This window comes from Paenibacillus germinis (assembly GCF_013141785.1).
GTDB lineage: Bacteria > Bacillota > Bacilli > Paenibacillales > NBRC-103111 > Paenibacillus_E > Paenibacillus_E phytorum.
Genome location: NZ_WHOC01000107.1, coordinates 1 through 23,953, shown reverse-complemented (window position 1 = coordinate 23,953; position 23,953 = coordinate 1). Strand labels below are relative to the sequence as shown.

The following is a 23,953-nucleotide window of genomic DNA, read 5'->3' as shown; positions in this document are numbered from 1 at the left end:
TTCTAATGTTGGGAATTATCGCATCTTCTCTTGTCGGCTATTATTGAAAACGTTATATTTATAACTACAAGGAGGGAGTTCATTGAAAATAATGAAATCGATCAATGCCAGGATCATTCTCTATCTCTCAATCATAATTGGACTATCCCTAATCAGCTTAGGCGTTATCAGTTATCAAATCTTCTCGAGATTCACTGAAAATGACATGATTAAACACGTCACCTCCGTAACGGCGCAGACGAATCAAAGTCTAGATCTCTATTTAAGCGAAATCAAAGACTCCTTGCATTTCCTTTCCATCGATAAGGATTTAATCTCAAATCTTCAAAATTCCATATCCAAAAACAATAATTATGCCATAGAGCCAGATCAAATCCGGGTAAGAATAACCGAGCTTCTGTACAACATGTTTGCTGAGAAGAGCGATATTCGCGGATACTTTATTTATAATAACGACTATAAGATTTCCTTTATCAATAACCTATCGCTGATTGAATACGATTCTCCTTTTCTTAACAAGGTATGGGTTGATTTCAAGAATACTCAGTATGCGTTGCAAACCCGCTTTTATGGCTCACATAAGCCCGATTATTATGAACGCACTTCCAATAAAACCGATGGCAACGTCATTACGATAGCCGCCAATATTAAGGATTCTTACGACCCTTCGAACTCTACGTTATATGGGGTCGCCATATTCGATTACAACATTAGCAAGCTCAAAAGCATCTATGACCGAATTCAAACCCAGACAGGCATTGAATCTATTATCGTCGATGACCAGCAACAATTTATCTATCAGACCGATCCGTCTCTTACCTTATCGAGCTCTTCCATGGAGAAACTATTCGAGCATTCCTCCGGTTACTGGACGGAGAACATCGGAGACGGCAAGAGTTTGTTATCCTATTCCACCTCTGCCGTAACCGGTTGGAAGACCGTTAGCCTCCTCTCCTTCTCGCAACTCGACAAAAATTTAATGCTTATCCGTAATACAACGCTTACTCTACTTGCCATAATGGTTACGCTCACGATTTCATTCGCATCGGCAATGACGATTCGAACGAATAGGCCGATATTGGTTCTTGTGAAATTCATCAAGGACGTCGGCAAAGGTAACCTTAATCTCCGTCTGGAAAGGAAATCGACATACGAAGAATTCTCGCTGCTAAATCGCGGAATCAACGAAATGTTGGACAAGATCAATGAACTGATCGAGGAATCCGTGAAACGCCAGCTACTCCAAAAAGAAGCCGAGTATGATGCACTCCAGTCCAAAATGGATCCGCATTTTCTTTACAATACGTTGCAATCCATTTCATCTCTCTCTATTCTAGGTCGCAATGTGGACATAGAAAAAGTCACGCACGCCTTGCGGGACATGTTGCATTATTCGCTATATCGTCAGAATGATATGGTACCCATTCAATCCGAGGTTCGTTCCGTAGAAAACTATCTTAACATCCAAAATATTCGATACAATGGCAAAATTCGCTTCGAATTTCATGCCGACAATGACGTCCTCTACTATTCCATCAACAAATTCACGCTTCAACCTCTTATTGAGAACGCGATTTATCACGGGGTCGAGGGAATCGATGAAGATTGGTTAATCCGTATTCGTATTACCAAACAATCCGAAGAAGTGAGAATCGAAATATCTGACAATGGCATTGGAATGACGCCTGAACGGCTTCTTGAATTACGATCCCAATTATCCAACAAAAATTTGCGTACGGGAAGAATCGGATTGTCCAGTATAGCAGATCGTTTAGAGCTCAAATTCGGTCCAAGTGCGACTCTGGCAATCGAAAGCGAACAACATAAGGGGACAACCATCGTTCTGACGATACCCCAACATTATCCGGAAAGAGGCGATCAACATGACGACAGTACTTCTAATTGATGACGAGCCGCTAACTACCCAGGCCATTCGTCAAGTTCTTCAAGTTCACTTTCCATCGATCGATATTATTGGAGAAGTAACGAATGGTGCTAAAGCCTGGGATTCAATTCTGAGGAAAACGCCGGATTTCATCATCAGCGATATTCGCATGCCGCATATGGATGGGCTGCAATTAATGGAAAGGGTACGCGAGGCAGGCTTGTCCGTCAAAGTCATCTTAATTACCGCTTATGGCGAATTCGAATACGCGAGGAGAGCTATTGCTCTTGGTGCTTTCGGATACATGGTCAAACCTTTCGTGCAGAGCGAGCTCATTCTGGAAGTAAGTCGCTTAAACAAAGAGATCGAAACGGAACTCGCGCATAAGCAAGACATTTCCAAGATCATTCCTCTCGTGGAAGAGAATATGATTAAGAAGTTGCTTGTAGGCAAGCTGCAGCAAGGCGATCTCAACCTGTTGAAAAATTTAGCAGGCAGCTACTGGGACCAGTATGTTCTAACGATTTACCGATTCAATCGCACCTCCGAAAACAACGAGATTCTCGAAGAAATCGTTAAGATCAGCATGTCCGAAGAGATCAACAGCCTATTAGCGAATCATGGTTGTCGCGTCGTGAGTTTTTTTAAAAAAGAAAACGAATTGGTTGTCCTATATACACCTAAATTGGACGATATTCCGATCTTACAGGCTTGCCTTGAAACGTTGTCCAAATATACGGAAGTCACAATTTTAACCGGTAGTTGCAGGATGAACTTCACGCTTGAACAAATTCCTTTTGCTTATGTGGAAGCCGATAAGAACCTTGTCGAGTCCTATACGAGTTTAGCTGTTTCTCTCCCAGATCTCGATCTTACATCGAATGAAAAAGAAAATTATCATTCCGAACTTATGACTAGAGCAGCGGAATACTGCAAAAATGCATTTACGAAGGATATCAGTCTGCAAAAGATATCCGATCACCTAAATCTCAATAAATACTATTTCTGCACCTTATTTAAGTCGCACTTTGATTTAACCTTCTGGGAATATATTACGGATCTACGTATCGGATATTCCAAAGAGCTTCTTTCTCTCACAAACGAGAAAATAACGGAAATATCCGAAAAATGCGGTTATCTTAACATAAGCCACTTCGGAAAAATATTTAAGAAGACGACCGGTCTAACTCCCGCTGAATATCGCAAGACGTATCAGACGAAATAATGGATTAGAAACATAGAAAAACCGTCCTAAGATGGAAAATGGTAATAGACACTCAGAAAAAACCTTATGGTACCATAAGGAACGAGTGCAACTTGGAGACCGCTTCAAAAGTCCATTTTTTTCAGAACAACAAAAGAGTTTAAACCACAGAAGGCGTATTGTTAAAAAAGTCGCTATACAATACTTATCGTCCAAGTACTGTATAACGACTATGAGATTCTACTTAACTTCAATTAAAGTTGTTTTATTGCAAGATCGCCTTGGCTACAATGGCAAGGTCTATAATGTCAACTTTGCCGTCTTGGTTCACATCCGCTTTCTCATTCCAGCCTACTTGACCTGGTTGTTTGCCGTATGTTGCTGCAACGATAGCCAAGTCTCCAATAGAGACACCGCCTCCATTGATATCTGCGTTTATTCTCTTCGCATCAAACACTTGTATTGCTTCTGCCAATGCGGTTTTCGCATTATCCACCTGCTGCTGAGTCGCGTTCGAATTGTCTGCTATCGCTTTGGCCACGTCGATTGCCGACTGCAACTGCGCTTTGGAACCGCTCAAATACAGACCATCACCATTGCCCTCCACTGCTGCATCATACTTCGCCTGAGCGCTTGCAATTGCCCCGTTCAACAGTGACTTATCTACAGGTATAGCAGTTACAATTATTTGGAGCTCACGGGAGGCGCTACCAACCAGCAGTTCATTCCCCTGTCCATTGGCAATCTTTACATCACTTACAGAAATTGTCGTATTGGTTGCCTGGTTGATAGATTTGGCCGAAAAGTTAATTGCGAGCAAATCGCCTTGGGCAGGGACGTTCCCGCCCGCGCTTGCAGCCAAAATACGGAGTTGACCCGGAGCTGTCCCCTTTGTATCGATGACCCGGAAACCGTCTATCAGGGATGTCACCGAATCGAATTGCACACTTGCAGGGTCATACTGTAGTGTGAAATCTTGGGCGTACACTTGCTGGTATACGCTTTGTGTAACATCGGCCAGTCCCATGTTCAGAGTGAAAGTTTGGCCAGAAAGTACCTGCTGTACACCTGTCAATGTAGCCTTTGGTGTTGCTGGCGCTGGCAATACGTTTACGCTGACGCTTGTTGTCAATGCTACGTTGCCGGGATTTACCACTCCTGCAGGCAAAGTTACAGTTCCACTTACAGTGAATTTCTGCTGTGTCCGTACAGCTGGATCATAGCTTGAACCGTCAACATCCCATGTCACAGTGGCATTCACACTTCCCGTATTGGTAACGAGCTCTGTCGTTTCAGGTAATCTAAGGTCTGCTGCTGTCTTCGCCGTACCGCTCACCACCCCTGTGATTGCTGCAGGTGTTGTTATGCTCGTAAGCGTCAGTCCTTCCCCAGCACTCATCAATTGCGTTACTTGATCCTGAGTCAACTTATAGTTAAATACGCGAACGTCATCCAGCAGTCCACTGTAAGCTTCTCCCCATGGAGCGGCTCCCAGTATCATTTTATTCGTTGTGTTCGGAAGCGGCCCGAGATTCGTTGCATCGCTTGCCACTACGTTACCGTCGACATAAACCTTCAGCCCAGTTGAATGATCGTAGGAAGCCACATAATGATGCCAGTTATTATCACTGTAGGTCCATGGAAACAACAGCGATTTATTACTAGATGAACCATTTGGCCAATAGGCCACTTGAGCTTTACCCCCGGGTATCAACTGTAGGGCCGTGAAACGACTATCTTGACGGATAACGCTATAGTAGTTGTTTGCAGGCTGAGAAGTCTTGAACCACAACGACACGGTCTCGTCACCCGTTTGATTCAAAGTTTCCGAAGGGTTGATCTCAGCCCTTGAGCCGCCGCTGAAAGTAAGTGCTCCGCCGAACTTGCCCGAATTGGTCCAAGTTGGGTTGTTAACCAGAGTTCCGGTGTTGCCTTTGCCTGAAGAATCGCCGAAGGTTGTACCGGAGCCTTCATTGAACTTCCAGTAGGCCACTAGTTCGGCAGGCTTAGTATCTATGCCAATATTTGTGTGCATTGTGTGCAGTATAATGTAGTCAAGGGTTACGTTTCCGCTATCTCCATCATCGTATTTATAAGATATCGTATTACTTCCGGATTTTAGCGTTACCGTCTCAACCTTGTCGCCCCATGTATCCCAATTTGCCAAACTCGGCAGGCTAATCTGCCTTAACTTGATGCCGTTCACATACAGGCTGATTGTCTTCGTTCCGCCCGTAGCATTGGCATACCTGAGATCCAGATTATAACTACACGTTAACGCTGATGCATTATTTACTGTAAAGGTAGTCGTTGCACCGTAATTCCCGTATCCGTCCACAAAACCAGTCCCTGAATAATTCAGCTGGCTATTATTTACCTTTGCACCGCCCGATAGGGATGCATTCTCGGTCTCATACTTGTTAGATTCCGTTACTGTAATATAATCTAGACTAACATTTCCGCTGTCGCCCGATTCATATTTGTATGCTATGGTATTGTCCCCTGCATTCAGGTTTACCTTCTCAACCTTGTCGCCCCATGTATCCCAATTTGACAAGTTCGGCAGGCTAATCTGCCTTAACTTGATGCCGTTCACATACAGGCCGATTGTCTTTGTTGCGCCCGTAGCATTGGCATACCTGAGATCCAGATTATAACTACCCCCTGACGCAGCATTTACTGTAAAGGTAGTCGTTGCACCGTAATTCTCGTATCCGCCCGCAAAACCGGTCCCGGAATAATTCATATGATCGTTAACTACCACTGCACCGCCCGATAGTGTGGCATCCTCGGCCTCATAATTATTTTGTTCCACAAATTCCCACTGGTCGCTCGTCCAATCACCTCCACCTACCATACCAGATTGTACATAATCGTTCTGTGTGTGTATATGCTGTAAGGCCTGCTTGCGGCTTCTGAGCTGGAAATATCCATTTTCAGAGCCGATTGGCATCCAATTCGCACTCCATCCATTCATCGGTCCAGTCTGAATTCGACCGTTATTAGCTTCAATATTCATATAGTTGCCGGTTAACCGGTTCCTGAAACGTATAAATCCATTATCATTTTCCAGAGCCCAGTGATATTGATATCCCGTTCCATCTCCATAACTTACTGTTCCGGAATTGTCAAAAAGGCTTTTACCTGTAAGCCTGCGATTATAGAGTTTATAATACCCGCTGCCGTAAATCTGAAGTTCATAGATTCTTGCCGACCTATTGGTAGTTTCAGTTTGAGGATTTGTAATATTGAGCTTTATGTACCTTCCACTAGCAGTAACATTTCTGTCCGTTTCATTGGCCGTATTGCCGGTTACTGTGTCAACAGTAGTCCAGGTGCTGCCGTTATCACTTACCTGTAGCTGGAAATCCCTTGTATTCAAGCTCTGTGTGCCCCAGTTTTCAATACCTCCGGCATGAATGATATGATATCTTGTAATCCACTTTGGCGCGCCAAGATCCACTATTAGCTCGTTTGTTTCTCCGTTTGCACTCCACTTGGAACCGTTGGCTGTCGTACCGTCAACCGCCATGGAGGGGGTTTTCCCTGAAATATTTGGGGTTGATGTGGCTGTTTTACCTAAAGCAATATTAGTATCGGAGTACGCAGGGACAATGCTGGTCGGGAGCGTAAGGTTTCCTGAGTCTGCAACCCCATTATATGTGATATTCGAAGCATAGCTGCCTATGGACAAGTTTCCGCTTTTGCTATCTGTAACAAGCTTCCCGTCAACTTTTACATTATCAAAATGTACACCGTCGACATACTCGGTCTCACTTATCCCTCCTATCTGCGACCCAAAATCATATGGATTGGAAGCATAATTGACATTCTTGAACACGATGTTGCTGATACTTCCAGTTACATGATTCCAGATTGAATATGGATATATTTCCAGCATACTCCCGTATCTTGTACGTTCTATTTCAATATTCTCGAAGGTCACATTCTCTACTAAACCCGCGCCGGCATAAATTCCAATAACACCTCTTATGCCAGGATATGCATTAGAGTTAATAACGTAGTTATTTTTAGCTACATAGTTTGTAAGATTACCAGAGTTAACCATAAAACTATGCACTCTCATGCTAGCAATCACGTTATTCTCCCATAAGATGTCATGACTACGATTGCCAGTCACAAGAGCATCGTCAGAAGTTCTAACAAAGCTATTCTTCACTGTCACATGACTATTGTCCATTACAAGCACAATGCCGTCACCTTCATGCATACTCGTGAATCCTTTAATATTGTCTATTGTTACATTCGAACTGCCGATTACATTGACTGACTGCCTTTCAGGATTTACTACAACTACTCCCTCAATGGTTACATTATTCGCTCTGAATGCGACAATGCCTGGCATTTCGGGTTGCGTAGCTCTAGCAGCATCTGTAAAATTACCGCACCATTGAGACAAATCAAGGACTCCTCGTCCTCTAATTGTAATATTTTCTTTCATCGGTCTAGTATCCCAGCCAGCCTCATTCAAATACGGATTGGTTCTAATCTGCGCCTTTACTACAGCACCTGGCGCTATATAGACTGTTTTTCCACTCGGTACATCTATAAAATCCTCAGTTGTCATGTAGTTGGAATTTGTGTGAGCGTGTATAGATTGCCTCTGTATTCTGGAATCGTTTCCATATTGATGAAGTCCGGGGCCAAAATACATGACATTGGGATCAGTTGGTGATGGAACATTTGTATCCATAGGATTTGCAAATATATGCAGCGTATTATAGATATTACCATTTACCTCAAGTACTATGTTTTTAGCTCCGGTCAATGAAAATGTAATCTCCTGACCGTCAATTGTTGGCGTTATTCCGTATGCCTGAGGCCAAACCTTTGCTGATGTTAATGGACCGCCATTATACGTAATCTTCATTTCCACTGTACCTGCAGAGTCAAACATTACAAAACCTGTAGGAACATCGCTTTTACCCGGATCACCCGAATCACCATTAAACATTCTTGCTAAATATGGAAATAGATTGGAATAGGATCCCCCTGGATTCCTTACCTGTGCTGTAAAAGCTGAATAACTTGCAGTACCTGCCGGCGGATCAGGATATAAAGTAAGTTGATTTTGATCCTCCGCGGAAACAGATTTCGGTGAAGAAATAATTGTAACAATTGTAATCATCAATAGTACCAGGACCAAACTCAATAATTTTTCGCCTTTTATTTTCACGTTAATTCTCCCTTCTTTTACCTATGATATTTTTTAGGGAAAAATCTGTCTTAGCGCGTCCGGTTCGGCTACAGCGTCAAGCGGAACCGGTATTTCATATCGTCTTCAAACCACATCATGAAATTGGTGCCCCAAACGTTATTATGCAGGTTAAAATGAAACCCACCATCCAGCGGCGCGAACGTGTTATCGAATTGCAGCAGCCGCCGTTCTCCCGAACAAACGATAGATAACGCTTTCATTTCCGTTGCAGCCCATTATTTCACTAACTCAATATAACTAACTTTAAATCATATTTTTGTAAATAATAACCACTGTAAGAGCCTGTTCAAAAAGCCTAAATTCAGCGTAACTGAGACAACTTAGCCTTTTTTATATCACCAAGAAATGGATACATCCCGTGCTCGGTGATTGATGTTTTTAGGTCAGAACGCTAGCCCGCAAGGGCAGCGATAATTACTCTACTTGGATCACTCGCTCAATCAAGCTGAATGCATCTTCCTTCTCATAGGAAGAGCGTCTATGAAATTACGCCTATGAGTTCAGAGACAAAACCGAGCGTGTTATAGCAGTAGGGTGCAGTTCAAGCTGCACGTCTATGAAAATGCACCTCGCGATGGGTAAGTGGTGATAGGGGTATTTCCATTTACCCATTTTTCGCTCAGATGCATTTTTTGTTTTTTTCTGAACCTGTTGGCATTTTGAACTGGTGCTTAATTGACCTTTTGCATATTTAATACAATTTGTATCTAAGATTTGTATTTCAAAGTTAATTTTGCGCAAAAAAATACCTTAACCCCAGCATAGAGGTTGCTTTTATGGTTGGGGTTAATTGATGATACCTTTCCTCCAAAACGCCCGAAACCTTATAAAGTCTTCCTTTTCTACTTTATTTCTTAAGGATAGCTCCGCTATTCTACTTTGATAAAAGGAAGATTATTCCAAACTGTCCAATAGCGTTTTCAACTGAGGGTTAAGGTTCAATGCATTCAGAATGACCGTAAATGCCTCCGAGCGTGTGGAATTGCCTTGCGGGTCAAACATTCCATCCTTCTTGCCACTGACGAGGCCAGCTTCAGCCGCATCTTTGATTTGATTCACTGCGTACGAGCTTGCGCTTGCCAAATCTGTCAAGTGGCCCTTAGTAGTATCTTTATCCAGTTTACTCAGGTTGATAATTCGGGATAAAATGACGACCATTTCCTCGCGACTGATAGTTTGGTCCGGCTTAAAAGTTCCGTCTTCGTAACCGCCAATCACTCCTGCGCTAGCGAGCTTTTCAATAATGCCCTTAGCCCAGTGACTGTCAATATCGTTCAGTACAATAGAAGGATTTGCATTGCTGCTGATATCGAATACACGGGTGATAATCGCTGCAAACTCAGCTCGTGTTATGTTGCCATCCGGATGGAACGATCCGTCCTCATACCCATCGATAACGCCCAGTTTCACGAACGTACCGATGGTCTTTTCGGCCCAGTGTCCTTTAGTGTCAGCCAGTTCAACCTTTACATCAGATCTCTTAGCTTCCTCTACTTTGAATGAGATCGTATTAACCAATTTTGTTATATCAACAATGTCACTCTTAAATACACTGGCCGTAGGTTCAGGTGTTGGTGTTGGTGTTGGTGTTGGTATTGGTGTTGGTGTTGGTGTTGGTATTGGTGTTGGTGTTGGTGTTGGTGTTGGTGTTGGTGTTGGTGTTGGTGTTGGTGTTGGTGTTGGTGTTGGTGTTGGTTCTTGTCCCGATGCTTGTATGTTCGCCGATACTTTGCTATTGCTTGAAACAACAGTAGATACGATCTGCGAATTCACCAGTTTTACGCTGTCCAGTACAATTTCGGCCGATCCCTGACTAGTCGCATGAAAGGTCACCGTAGCCAGTGTTACATCCCCGTTCTTGCCCGCAACATTACCAATTTGCGTATGCGCGATTTGAATCTTATTTCCGTTCACAATTGGAGCTACGGCAAAGCCGCTACTTTCGCTAGCTCCCGTCACAAAAACCAAACGGTTGGTATCATATGTGACATTGACTTCATATGCGTATAAGTCACTTAATTGCTCTCCTCTCACCGTCACTTGGAAATCATCGCCTGCGGATATGCTAGTATCCGAGACTGACAGGGAAAAGGTAGGAACGGTGTTTGCATGGATAACGACACCGGGGAAAATGGACACAGTCAAAAGCAACGCCATACTGAATGCGAAAAGTTTTTTTAACATCAAAGTAATCCACCCTTCTAATAATTTATTAATATAACAGGTCATATCGGCGAGGAAGGGGGGGGAGATTAGCTCTCCCCGTTTCATTACCACTTCACCCTAAATCTCTCTCATGTACGCAAGCAAACATTGTTTTATTGCAAGATCGCTTTGGCTACAATGACAAGGTCTACAATCTCTACTTTACCGTCATGGTTTACATCCGCTTTCTCATTCCAGCCGGCTTGACCTTGTTCTTTGCCGAAAGCAGCTGCAACCATAGCCAGGTCTCCAATCGAGACACCGCCTCCATTAATATCTGCGTTTATTCTCTTCGTATCAAACACTTGTATGGCTGCTTCCAATGCGGATTTCGCACTATCCACCTGCTGCTGGTTCGCATTCGAATTACTCGCTATCGCACTAGCCGTATCGATGGCCGTCTGCAATTGCGTCTTGGAGCCAATCGCATACAGTCCATCTCCATTGCCTTCCGCTGCTGCAGTGTACTTCGTCAGAGCGCTTTCGATCGTAGTGTTCAAGAGCACCTTATCTACAGGTGTACTAGGTACTGTTATCTGTATCTCGTGGGAAGCACCGTCAACCTGCAACTCATTCCCCGGTGCATTGGCTATCACAACATGATCTACAGAAATCGTCGTATTGGTTGCCTGGGTGACAGATTTGGCCGTAAATTGGATTGCGAGCATAACGTCTTGAACAGGCACGTTCGCGCCCACGCTGGCAGCAACAATCCGGAGTTGACCCGGTGCCGTCTCCCTTTGATCGATGACTTGGAACCCGTCTTTCAGGGATGTCACCGAATCGAATTGCACACGTGCAGGGTCATACTGTAGTGTGAAATCCTGACCATACACCGACTGATACACACTTTGCGTAACGTCACTCAGTCCCATCGTCAGAGTGAAGGCTTGGCCAGAAAGTACCTGCTGGACACCTGTCAATATAGACTTCGGTGTTGCTGGCGCTGGCAATACGGTTACGCTGACGCTTGTTGTCAATGCTACGTTGTTCGAATTTACCACTCCTACAGGCAAAGTTACAGTTCCACTTACCGTGAATGACTGCTGCGTCCGTACAGCCGGATCATAGCTTGAACCGTCAACATTCCATGTAACATAAGCGTTCACGCTTCCCGTATCGGTAACGAGCTGTGTCGTTGTAGGTAATCCAAGAGCAGCTGCTGTCTTCGCCGTACCGCTCACCACCCCTGTGATGGCTGCAGGCGTTGTTACGCTCGTAAGCGTCGATCCTTCCCCCGCATTCATCAATTGCGTTACTTGAGCCTGAGTCAACATACCGTCAAATACGCGAACGTCGTCCAGCAGTCCACTGTAAGCTTCTCCCCATGGAGCGGCTCCCAGCATGATTTTATTCGTTGTGTTCGGAAGTGGCCCGAGATTAATTGCATCGCTTGCCACTACGTTACCGTCGACATAAATCTTCAGCCCAGTTGAATGATCGTAGGAAGCCACATAATGATGCCAGTTGTTATCGCTGTAGGTCCATGGAAACGATAGCGATTTATTACTAGATGAACCATTGGGCCAATAGGCCACTTGTGCTCTACCCCCGCCTATCAACTGTAGGGGCGTGAAACGACCATCTTGACGGAAAACGCCATAGTAGCCGTTTGAAGGCTGAGAAGTCTTGAACCAGAACGACACGGTCTCGTCACCCGTTTGATTCAAAGTTGCCGAAGGGTTGATCTCAGCCCTTGAGCCGCCGCTGAAAGCAAGTGATCCGCCGAACTTGCCCGAATTGGTCCAAGTTGGGTTGTTAACCAGAGTTCCGGTGTTGCCCTTGCCTGAAGAATCGCCAACGGTTGTACCGGAGCCTTCATTGAACTTCCATTGGGCTAATAGTACGGCAGGCTTTGTAGTTATGGTAATGCTTGTTGTCAATGGAATGCTGGTCGGGTTAAGGACTCTAAAAGGCAGAGTTACTTCTCCTGTTACTGTGAAGGTCTGCGCCGTCGTGGCAGTCGGATCGTAGCTTGCACTATTTAAATCCCAATTCACATTGGCATCCACATTTACCGTATCGGTAACAAGCGTTACCTTAGCAGGCAATCCAAGAACTGCCGCTGTCTTTGGCGTTCCGATGGCCACTGTTATTGGTGCAGGCGCTGTGACGCTACTAAGCGTTTTATCTGGCACTTTGTAAAATTCTATTTCTGAGAGACCTACATTCGACCCGCTTCCGCCAGATACCTGAAATTTGACCCAAGACACAGTCTTGTTAGGGAAAGTTACAGATTGAGCGCTCCCATTATTCGGGATACCCGAAACCACCAAAGAGGTTCCGTCGCTGAAGGAAAGCGTCCCGCCTGGCGCCCAGTCACTCGAGTTGGGCCGATCATAGAAGGTAATCTTGTTGATCGTTTGATTCGTCGTCCAATTCACCTGGATCCATGGATTGCTTTCTCCCAAGGACGCCCATTCGCCAGTACCTATCACTTTATCGGGAGAATAACTGGCATTGAATGACGATGAAGCGGTAACTGTGGCGTTCGACGTTTGGATCTTATTATCAGATACGCTAATGTTACCTAAATCCACATTGTATGCATAATTCCCTATCGTCATATTTGCATCTCGAATATTTGAAATATTACTCCCGTTAATAACCAGATTGTTAATGTGTATACCATCAACAGTATGGGTGGAATCAATTCCCGTGATATTTGAAGTGGCTTCACTCGGCCCAGTTGTATAGTATATATTTTGGAAAGTTAAATTCCTAATATTGCCGCTCGTTCCAAACCATGGTGCAAATGGTGTGATCTCAAACAATCTGCCCTTGGAATTTCGTTCCACTATAATATTGTTAAAAACCATGTTTGTTACCAGACCATTATTCCCTGCAGCAATCCCAATAACACCATTTGCATGTGATTGCTCCTCGTAATGATTAATAATATATATATTTGTGGCAGAGTAAGCATCAAGCGGCGTTCCATATGGACTACCAACTCCGGCCATTATACTATGGGCTTTTTGACCGAATACTACGATATTGTCAAATGAAATGTGATTGTTTGAGGCATCACATACCAAAGCATCATCAGAAGTTCTGAGATAAGAGTTCCTGACAGTCACATAGCTGTTACCGCCGGTACTGACAATACCATCACCTTCTAGCATTGCAGTAAACCCTTTAAAATTATCAACTGTTACATTGTTTGAGGTGTGTATGTGAATTGACTGTCTTTCAGGATTAACCACTACGACACCTTCAACGGTTACATTATCCGAATTGAAAATTACAATACCCGGCATCTCAGGGTTTCGCGAGCGATCCGCGTCGGTAAAATTGCCGCACCACCTTGAAACATCAATCACACCCCGTCCGCGGATTGTAATATTATTTTTTCTTGGTGCAGTTTGCCAGCCCGTCTGGTTTTGGAAAGGGTTGGTTTTGATTTGAGCCTGTACGACTGCACCGCCTTCTATATAAACAGTTGTTCCACTTGGTACATAAATAACATCCTGGGTGGTCGTACCGCCGCCTTGATGTGTAGGTACGGTCTCCCTTGTAATTCTTGAATCATTACCATAAGCATGAAGTCCTGATCCAAAGAACATCACATTCGGATCGGTTGGGGAAGGTATATTGGTATCCATAGGATTAGCAAATATCTGCAAAGCCTTGTACATATCTCCATTTATTTCCAGTAAAATATTCTTTGGTCCGGTAAGCGGAATCGTGATTACGTTGCCGTTAATTGAAGGCGTAATGCCATAAGCCTGCGGCCAGATCTTTGCCGAAGTGACAGCCCCGCCATTATATGTGATTTTCATTTCCACTTGATCGGAAGAGTCAAACATTACAAACCCTACAGTTGCTGTACCGTCAGGGACTCCGCTTTTCATGGTACGAGCAGCATATGTGAATAAATTCGAGTATGTTCCTCCGGGAATTCTTACCTGTGCTGTAAAATTCGAATCGCTTGGTGTACCAGCAGGCGGGTCGGAATATGTGACAAGTTGGCTTGCGGCACTTACATCGCTTGCGGCACTTACATCGCTTGTTTGAAATACGAGTGTACTAAACAAAATCATTACACTAATCATTACACTAATCATTTTTCTTGCTTTTTTCACATTTAGCATATTTACGCCTCCCTGAATCTTTTAGATTGAATTCAATTAATACTCCGCATTGACGGACATTTCCGCCACCAATAGTTACTGGAAAACAAGAACTTCACCTCTCACCCCCCTATAATTTAAAGCGCTTCCAATTATTAACTAAAGCATGGAGCACTTTGATCTTCAATACCAAACTGGAATAAAAATCCAAGCCTCCACGGTTTAGAAAACTGATCCTGATTTCGATTTAACTCAAGCTGATGACGAACCTGAACTTCGTATTTTCTTCATACCACATTGGAAAGTTCGTACCCCAAACATTATTATGCAGAAGAAAGTGCATACCCCCATCTAACGAGACAAAGGAATTATCGAATTGTAGTAGTCTCTTCTCTCCTGGAGCCACTAATGGCGCATCCAGCGTTTCAATAGAAATCTTACCGTCGCTTCCATGGTAATAGACGCCGGAATTCACCGCATGTAAATTCCGATTGCCATCCTTAACTACTTCCAGAGGCGAGATCAATGCTCCCAATTTATCCATTTTCCAAAGATTCGGATTATCGACCTTTGGAGCAAATGAAAACCAACTTGCTTCAGGCAGCCGATTAGCCTGCTTATCAAACCAGCTTAATTCCACTTCGATTTTATTCAGTGACTTGTAAAATCTGTAATCGATCCGAATCTCCCGTGGAGCTCCATACAACTGAGTACTCTCTAATGGCATTTCAAGATGAACTTGAACAACATCGCAATTTTCCTCTGAACAAGTCCATATGCGCTTCACACTCGGCGTAAATCGTCTATGCTTCGGTCTCGGCTCCGCAAACTCCATACCAGGCTTACCAAAGTCTGCATCCGCCCAATGATACGTTGTATTCCGTTGCACTGTATAAGTTTCAAACCAATTGTTGTAGTCTTCAAGACCAAATAATTCATATTGGAAACTGCCTAGATGATGCTCCTTGTCAGCCCAAATCTTTCCACGACGGTCATTTAGCATAGTAATTGACCCATCTGCAGAAAATGCAACCTGAAATGATCCGAGATCATATGTTTCGTCGCTTTTAAGCTCATGTCCGTTTTGAATCCATGCATTTTTCGGTTCCAAAGACTGAATGGCTTCTTTAGCCTCAACTCGTTTATCTAGCGGTAAAGCATTCACTGCACGCCAAACATATGCCCTCTGTTCCATCCACGAGCTCTCGAAGAAACGGAAACTTCGATCTTCCCATGATGTCGAAAATAATTCCGACGAAAGGCTGTCAAATTCATGCATGGCAAACGATCCGATATAGCTGTACTTATCCGGAACAGCCTCATCCGTTATCCGGTCTGCTTCACGTGCCGAACGGAACTCTTGAACGGCATAATGTTTGAAATCCGTTAGAAATTTCTTTTCATCCAATCCCCACGTATGCTCTGGTATTAGGATGAGTTGATCGCAGAAGTCCGCATATTCCTTGCTATCAGGGTCGAGCCGTCCTTCGTTCACCCATTTATCTCGCAGCCTTAACAATTCTCTGTACTGTGAAACCTTCAACGGATCTGTGCCGACGCCGTGAATCCACGTATCTCCAATCTCTTCGTATACAACCGGAAACCGATCTCTCAAGGTCAATAACTTCTCGGCAAACTGATCCATTGTGGACGCTTGAATGGAAGCGCCGGGATATTGTTCAGAGAGTCGAGCGAACTCTGCTTTGATATCATCGGAGGAAGGGGGCCCGCAGTTATCTCCCGTATGGGCAAACACCATCACCTCATCAAATCCGTCAATTTCTACCGCATTTCCATAGTTACTCGCATAATTGACTACAACTTCCGATCCGTCTTTCCCTTTCCAAACGAAAATTCCAGGAACATTCGGTACTTTCGATGCGGGATTCACGCCGAGGTGCAAGTATTGAATGCCAAACTGAGCGAAATAAGGTACCATGCCTATCGTATGCCCTGGGACATCCGTCATTTTGGCAGTCATTGTATTTTTACCGTACCGCGCATTCAGCTTTTGTGCAATCGATAGCCCATACACGAACAAAGCAGGATCCATCAGTTCGGTATGCGTGGTAAAAGGCAGACCGTGCCAAGCGATATTACCGCAAGCAATTGCCTGTTCCATCAAAAGTTTCTGTTCTTCCGTAGCTTGCTTAAGGTATTCATGAATCAACCACGACCCGGTCGTCCATACAAACTGCGCAGGCCCGCCGTCAGCTTTCAACTGTTTGGCCAATTCGATCGATTTGGGAATATATAATTCAAAGTATTTGTTTACTACATTTTCAGCCAAATCGGTAAATCCAATATCCAAATGAGTTTTAAAAATAACATGAACCGTCTTTATTTTACACATGTATTAGCTACCCCTTCACTCCTGAACTAGCCACACTTTCGATAAATTGGCGTTGAAAAATAAAAAATAAGATCATTACAGGTGCAATGGCGATAACACTAGACGGTAATAGAGCCGTAATATTGGTTGAATTATCAGACGAGAAGGCAAGAAAACTGAGTGCTATCGGCAGCGTTCGCATACTGTCCGAAATGATTGCAATTCTAGACCAAGCAAATTCATTCCAGATAAAAGAAAAGGCCAAAATACTTAACGCTGCCATTGACGATCTCATCATCGGCATTACGATTCGTAAGAAGATACTAAATTCAGAACTACCATCTATTTTAGCTGACTCAATAATTTCATTCGGAATGGAACGAGCAAACTGCATCATTAGGAAAACACCGAAACCGCTGTAGAAAAAAGGGATCGCTAAACCTAAATATGAATTAATAAGCCCCATCGACTTGACCACATTGTAGATCGGCAAAAACGTTATTTCTTGAGGTAACATCATCGTCGCTAATATGAACATAATTAATATATTCTTGTATTTAAAAGAGTGTTTGACTATCACATACCCGCTAAACGTACACAAAAATACGTGGAAAACCAACATTAGCAATGATACACAGATTGAATTCCACAGTGCTTCACCAATCTTTCCAACGTTCCACGCATTGATATAATTATCTAAGGAAATATGGTTTGGAATCCATTTGAAGGGTACTTTAAATATTTCTCCACTTCCCTGAAATGAGGCAGACACGAGCCAGAATACAGGTGACAATAGTATAATCGCTATTACTAACATGAAGAAGAAAAATGCCAAATCTATTACATTCCACTGCGTTTTTGGTTGATTCATGTTGCCACTCCTATTCCGAGAAAAATTTCGTCAATTTTAATTGTAGTAGGGATACAACCATGGTAATCATGAATATGACAATTCCTATAACAGAAGCATAACCTACATTACGGGACTGAAACCCTTGATCAAACATATACATGAGAATCGTTTCTGTGGAGCGATAAGGTCCGCCATTTGTTAATATAGCTACTTGTGGGTAAGTTTTCAGAAAAGTAGCTACTACAATAATTGACGAAAAAATTATAACTGGCATTAATTGTGGCAAGGTGATATGAAAGAATAATTGCCGCTTGTTAGCGCCATCGATCACTCCGGCTTCAAACAACTGCGAGTCGACATTAGATAAACCGGCCAAAAATACGACCATAAAATAACCCATTTGGAGCCATACACAGAGAACAATAATAGCTGCCATTGCCCAGAAAGGATCAGTTAACCAAGGTACTCTGTGAATACCCATACTTGTTAAAATGCCATTGATATAACCTAGCTCATCATTAAACCAAACTTTAAAAATAATCGATGCAACAATTGTAGACACAATGTAGGTTGTAAATACGGCACCTCTAATGACACTTTTGCCAAGCTTCATATAAAAAACTGCCATGGCGATCCCGAGCGATACACAGAGTGTAAGCGGCGTGCTGATAATCGTAATTAAAGCCGTGTTCCTTAATGCATGCCAAGCATTCTGATCATGTATAAATTTCAGAATATTTTTTAGGCCAACGAATTTAGGATGATTCAGAAAGTTATAATCCGTAAACATCCAGACGATGTTCGTAAAGAATGGGTAATAAAAGAAAGTGGCAAAAAATAAGATTGTTGGTACTATAGCCGCATAGACGATACCTTTATTCGTTGATTTACTTCTTCGCAACTTCGGTCGAATGGTCGATTCCATCTGCTTCACTCCTAAAATACATTGATCTGGTCCAGCAATTGCCAAACCAGATCAATAAATAGCATGCTAGATCATAGTTCTTATTTAGAGGCTTCTGCGATTCCCTTATTAATTTGAGTTGCTGCGTCCTTCATTGTTTTCTCAACATCATCACCGCGTACCAAAATTTTCTCTAGAGCTGCAGCATAAATTTTGGATGCATCTGGAAAAATAAACGGAGCTTCCAAGAAATTGTATTTTGTATTCTGCAATTGCTGCTTTTCTGCCATTCGTGCCTCTAGTGTTCCTGCCGTCTTCCATTCAGCTTGCATACTTGGATCATCATATAAAGATAAATCTGTTATATAGGATTTAGATTTAAGTTGGAATTCTTTTGAAACTAGGATTTGAAGGAAATCTGCCGCTTCTTTTTTATGTGCTGATTGTTTAAATACAGCCCACTCAGCGCCGCCGACACTTGTCGTGCTTTGACCAGAAGACCCTTTTGGCATTGGAGCAAAGCCAACATTAATTTTAGCGTTGGTCGTTGCCTGAACATCCCAATCCCCACAAGGCCAAATTGCAATCTGTCCATTCAACCAAAGCTTATCATAGCTGCCATCTATTTTTGGCGCCCAACCATTTTTACTAAAGTCTTGCATGAACTGAAATGCTTTTACGGATTCAGGAGAATCGATTTGTGTTTTTTTGAAGTCGTCTGACATCTGTTTTCCACCATTTGCCCATAACCAATAATCGGTTGCCCAGTTCCCACCTTCAAAGCTCGTAGCATAAATCTGTTTACCATCTGCAGTTTTTAAATTTGCTGCGCTTATTTTTTTTGCAATCTCAACTACTTCATCAAGCGTTTTCGGTGCTTCTGTAACACCGACTTTAGCCAAGATATCTTTATTGTAGAACATATAAACCGTGTTATTACTTTGAGTAACGCCAAACACCTTACCATTTAACGTCATTCTATCTTTCTGCCCATCACTTAAATGACTATAAATTTCCCAATTCTTCACTTGATCCGTAATATCTTCAATAACGCCTGAACTGAAAAATTCTTTCCCCCACACCATTTTTCCAACATCCGGAGTTTCTCCGCTGCTTAACATCATAAGCTCTTTATTACGCATATCTGAACCGCCGTTGCCCCACGGCGCAGTAATTACTTGCACATCAGCATTCGGATACTTTTTCTTGAAGATCTCTGTCGCAATATCTAATCCATCATCTTTTGCCCCTGAGCCTACAACTTTCAAAGTAAACTTATCATTTGTGGAACTAGCCGTACTCGTTGCCTTGGAATCTGGTGCTTTCGTTGCTGCTGACCCGTCATCCCCATTTTTCGTGCCGCAAGCTGTTACACTGGTAATCACCATCGTCGCAAGAATCACGCTTAATATTTTTTTCATTTCATATTTCCCCCTTAGTAAACTCTGAATGTAATATCCAATGGCAACGCTACCATTTGATAATCTAATCTTATACCTGGGCGGAATGAGCTACAATATCGAGAAATATCGATTTCTGTCCTAAAATAACACAATTAGAATATTCGTTGCCGATACTCTGCCGGTGTAGTCCCGACTTCCTGTTTAAATACCTTGCCGAAATGACTTGCGTTTTTATAGCCTACTTCCTGGGCAATCTGTAGAATTCCTTTCTCGGTCGTTTCCAGCCTGTGTTTGGCTTGCTCCATTCTCACCTGAGTCAAATAGTCAAGAAAATTCAACCCAGTTTTTTGTTTATATATAGAACTGATATAATTTTTACTGACAAATAGTTGTTCGGCTAATGAATGGAGACTAACTTCTTTTGAATAATTTTCCTGAATGTACGTTTTTATCTTCTGAACCATACGGCTAGTTTCATCCAATTGAAGCAAAGGCATAAATTCTAATGTCATTTGTTCAAAAAAAGCGCTTAGCGCCTCCAAAGTTTTGTATGCTTGAATATCTACAAATTTGAGTTCTGCTATCCCGATACTCATTCGATCTTGCAAATTTGTTTTCGCTATTCTCTGTTTAATTTGTATCACAAACTCAAAAAAGAGCTGATAGACGAGGTCCAGATCAATCAGCATAGCATCTGCTAACTTCACTTTAAATTGGCGAATCAATTCGCGTGCTTCCTCATTCAGACCCAGTACCAATTTCTCGGCGAACAGCTCAAATGTCCCTTGATCGGGTGTAAAATCTTGTGTTGAGACACGTTCGTTTTCACCTTCGACCACATAAACATAAGGGAGCGAAGTAGCTTTTTGATAAAAAATACATGCTCTGACCTTCAGATAAGCATCTCTCAATTGTTGTAACGGTACACCAAAGCTGCTTACACCAAAGGTACAAGCAGTTTTCCTTTCACCTAATTGACGTTGGATGCCAGTAAGTATATCTATAAAATCAGTAGAATGGTTGAATACAACAACGATTTCCCCCTGAAAATTAAGAAGAATTCGGGAGCCCATTTGCTCCAATAGAAGATCTATTTCAGATATCGTCAAAGAAGACCTAACTATCATTAACTGGCAGTTATTACTTCTTAATTCCAGGAGGGTGCCATCATTATTATCCAATGTGATATTAGGCTCGTGACCCTCCAGTAACCTTTCCAAATAACTTGTTTTCAATAATTCATTTACTTGTTTTGTGGCTAGCTCTGTCTGCTTCAACTCATCAATTTTCAGGCACACTTTCTCTACCATTTCTATTAATTTTTTTTCATCAATTGGCTTAACCAAATAACCGTATGCTCCGAACTCAATCGCTTCTGTTGCATAATCAAAATCTCTAAATGCCGTTAAAATAATGGTCATCACCATTATTTTTTTGGCTTGAAGCTTTTTTAGCAACTCAAAGCCGTCCATAAGAGGCATACGAATATCAAGAAATATAAGATCCGGCTTTTCACGTTCAATCCACTCCAACGCCTCAATGCCATTATTTGCTTCCCCGATGACTTCGACATTCAGCTTATTACGTTCTAACAATTTTTTTAGGGCTTGCCTGATCAGTGGCTCATCATCAATTAATATTACTTTTTTCATCATCTTCACCTCGTATTTAACCGTTTATAGGGATCACTACTACTAATTTAGTACCTTTTCCATATTCTGAATGGACTTTTATTCCGTATTCTTGTCCATATGCGATCTGAATACGCTCTTGCACATTGGATAATCCAATGCTTGTTTCAGGAACAACTTTTTGTTCAAGGTTCTGAATGACAGCAAACAATTGTTGCTCCGTCATTCCGATTCCATTATCCATAATTTCGAAATAAATGTTGCCATCTGCCGTATATCCTCTAATACTAAGCACTCTCTCTTTAGCTATTTTGTCCAATCCGTGATAAATTGCATTCTCAATCAATGGCTGGAGTAAAAATTTCAAAATATAACTCCGAGAAACCTTTTCTTCAACTTCGATATCAACTTGAATCGTATTGTCGTATCTTATATTTTGAATTTGTAAATAGTCATTAATATAGTCAAGTTCCTTAAAAATCAACACGTTAGTTTCTTTCTGATAAATTGTGTATTCCAATAAATTCCCTAGAGCAGTAACTACTTTTTCGATATCCGATGTGCGCTCCAAAATAGCCAATGAATGAATGACCTGCAGTGTATTATTCAGAAAATGTGGATGGATGTTTGACTGTAATGCTTTAAATTCAGCTTCCCTTTGTTTGATTTTCCCAGTATAAACTTCATCAAATAAAACATTGATTTTATTAGTCATCATATTAAAACCACTATTTAAGATTCTAAACTCCGAGTAGATCTCATCTTCTGGAATTCTTGCTGTGAAGTTTCCTCTACCTACTTCCTGCATATTTTTCATTAGCTTAATGATCGGCTTGGAGCTTCTACGTGAAATAAAAATAGACATGGCTATACTTAAAACAATGACGGTAAATACCAAATATAGGGTTATAGTTCCAGTTCGATCTACATTTTTTTGAATTTCCGACAATTTGCTTAGATATACCAACTTCCACCCTGTCACCTTAGAAGTGGAATAATTGACCTGCAATTTCTCAGAATGAAACGTTGTATTGTAACTACCGGTATCCTGCTGGAGGATCTGTTCAACATAAAGCCCTCCTAATTCATTGCTGCCTTCTTTAAATCTAGGATCAGTTGAATAAATGACAATACCGTCATCAGATAACAAAATAATGCTATCGCTTTTGCCAAGCTTGGAATGTTCAATAATTTGAGCAATTTTCTCAAAATTAAAATCAACAAAGCATATCGCCAAGTTAGTCTTACTGAAACGGCTAATATCTCGTATTGGAAAACTCATGCTGACCACATTCTGATCTCTGGGATTTGAGTAGTAGTCTAAGGTATGGGTTGGGTAGAATATGGACTTCGTATGATCCATATCTACTAAGGAATTCCATACTTGATTTAAAAATGGTGAGTTCACATTTATTGATGTTAAGTTGGGTATAGAAAAATATAAGCTTGGATTATATATAAAAATATTACTGATATCAGGCTTGAGTGATTTTGTATTCTGCAATAAGTCAGCGATTTGTTTTCTATTTGCATTATTGGTATAACTGGAATTGGTATTATAGTCTAGTAAACTAGATATAACTATTGGATTTGTAGAAACCATTTCCAACGAAGTAACAATATCTTTAAAATAGTTATCTAAACTCATGCTGGTCTGACTGGAAATCTTTAAAGAGTGTGATAAAGTGTCCGACCTCATTGTATTAGAAAAAATATAAAACATGATTCCTCCGAACACCACTAAAGAAGATATGGAAAGCATCGAATAATACAGAACCATAGTTAAATATAGTGATCGATTTGGCAGCTTTGTTTTGATGAAACTTAACATGGATACTCCTCACTTTCCAAGTAGTAAATTTGTGGACGTTATCCATATCATGAAAAAGAACATTGTGTCTATTTCCATATTACATGAGATTTCATTATTCGACATTAATTAATCGATGTGTTATACCTTCCTCGTAATTCAATGCACGTTCCCCTACAGTCAGAAGACTCAAGCTGGCCTATCGATGGGAGAGAGCGGCCGAAGTCCTCTAATTAATTTTTTATAAATCGCAGTGTAAGCAATTCTAATAATCTAATATCTAATTCTCTGTTGTAACTGGAGTATCCAAAAAATATATATAATTATCTCAAAAAGTGAACTTTTGCGGTATATACGCCCATGCATCTAAACTGCTTCAGACACATAAGGATATAACAAAGCAAATAGTGAATC

12 protein-coding genes are annotated in these 23,953 nt (G+C 41.9%); 2 read left to right on the top strand and 10 right to left on the bottom strand.

What is annotated here, in order from left to right:
• The first annotated feature begins 91 nt into the window (after positions 1–91).
• Entirely contained in the window at positions 92–1,906 is a 1,815-nt protein-coding gene (locus tag GC102_RS21525) for a sensor histidine kinase (RefSeq protein ID WP_246321046.1), read from the top strand.
• Positions 1,884–3,110, top strand: coding sequence for a response regulator transcription factor (locus tag GC102_RS21520; protein WP_171691310.1), 1,227 nt, complete (start codon positions 1,884–1,886; stop codon positions 3,108–3,110). The genes GC102_RS21525 and GC102_RS21520 overlap by 23 nt, the downstream gene beginning before the upstream one ends.
• A 244-nt stretch (positions 3,111–3,354) precedes the next feature.
• Here the strand turns inward: GC102_RS21520 and GC102_RS39580 are convergent, their stop codons facing one another.
• The 10 genes from GC102_RS39580 to GC102_RS21460 all read right to left on the bottom strand — a co-directional run bounded on the left by GC102_RS39580 (position 3,355) and on the right by GC102_RS21460 (position 23,452).
• Entirely contained in the window at positions 3,355–8,286 is a 4,932-nt protein-coding gene (locus tag GC102_RS39580) for a LamG-like jellyroll fold domain-containing protein (protein WP_312883345.1), read from the bottom strand.
• Between the two features lie 68 nt (positions 8,287–8,354).
• Entirely contained in the window at positions 8,355–8,528 is a 174-nt protein-coding gene (locus GC102_RS21500; RefSeq protein ID WP_171691309.1) for a hypothetical protein, read from the bottom strand.
• 694 nt (positions 8,529–9,222) lie between these two features.
• A complete protein-coding gene (locus GC102_RS21495) occupies positions 9,223–10,512 on the bottom strand; it encodes an S-layer homology domain-containing protein (RefSeq protein ID WP_246321041.1) in 1,290 nt (429 codons plus the stop codon).
• Between the two features lie 134 nt (positions 10,513–10,646).
• On the bottom strand, positions 10,647–14,627 hold the full coding sequence (locus GC102_RS21490) for a DUF7402 domain-containing protein (protein WP_171691307.1): 3,981 nt from the start codon (positions 14,625–14,627) through the stop codon (positions 10,647–10,649).
• A gap of 226 nt (positions 14,628–14,853) precedes the next feature.
• Positions 14,854–16,959 (bottom strand): DUF5054 domain-containing protein, encoded by a 2,106-nt coding sequence (locus tag GC102_RS21485; RefSeq protein WP_171691306.1) that lies wholly within the window; start codon positions 16,957–16,959, stop codon positions 14,854–14,856.
• A 7-nt stretch (positions 16,960–16,966) separates the two neighbouring features.
• Complete coding sequence (locus tag GC102_RS21480; RefSeq protein ID WP_171644275.1) at positions 16,967–17,809, bottom strand: carbohydrate ABC transporter permease; 843 nt, start codon at positions 17,807–17,809, stop codon at positions 16,967–16,969.
• 10 nt (positions 17,810–17,819) lie between these two features.
• Positions 17,820–18,716 (bottom strand): carbohydrate ABC transporter permease, encoded by an 897-nt coding sequence (locus tag GC102_RS21475; RefSeq protein WP_171644274.1) that lies wholly within the window; start codon positions 18,714–18,716, stop codon positions 17,820–17,822.
• Between the two features lie 80 nt (positions 18,717–18,796).
• Positions 18,797–20,116, bottom strand: a complete 1,320-nt coding sequence (locus tag GC102_RS21470; protein WP_171691305.1) for a sugar ABC transporter substrate-binding protein — start codon at positions 20,114–20,116, stop codon at positions 18,797–18,799.
• A 134-nt stretch (positions 20,117–20,250) separates the two neighbouring features.
• Positions 20,251–21,753: a response regulator transcription factor gene (locus GC102_RS21465; RefSeq protein WP_171691304.1), complete on the bottom strand. Its 1,503-nt coding sequence runs from the start codon at positions 21,751–21,753 to the stop codon at positions 20,251–20,253.
• 13 nt (positions 21,754–21,766) lie between these two features.
• A complete protein-coding gene (locus GC102_RS21460; RefSeq protein WP_171691303.1) occupies positions 21,767–23,452 on the bottom strand; it encodes a sensor histidine kinase in 1,686 nt (561 codons plus the stop codon).
• Between the last annotated feature and the right edge of the window lie 501 nt (positions 23,453–23,953).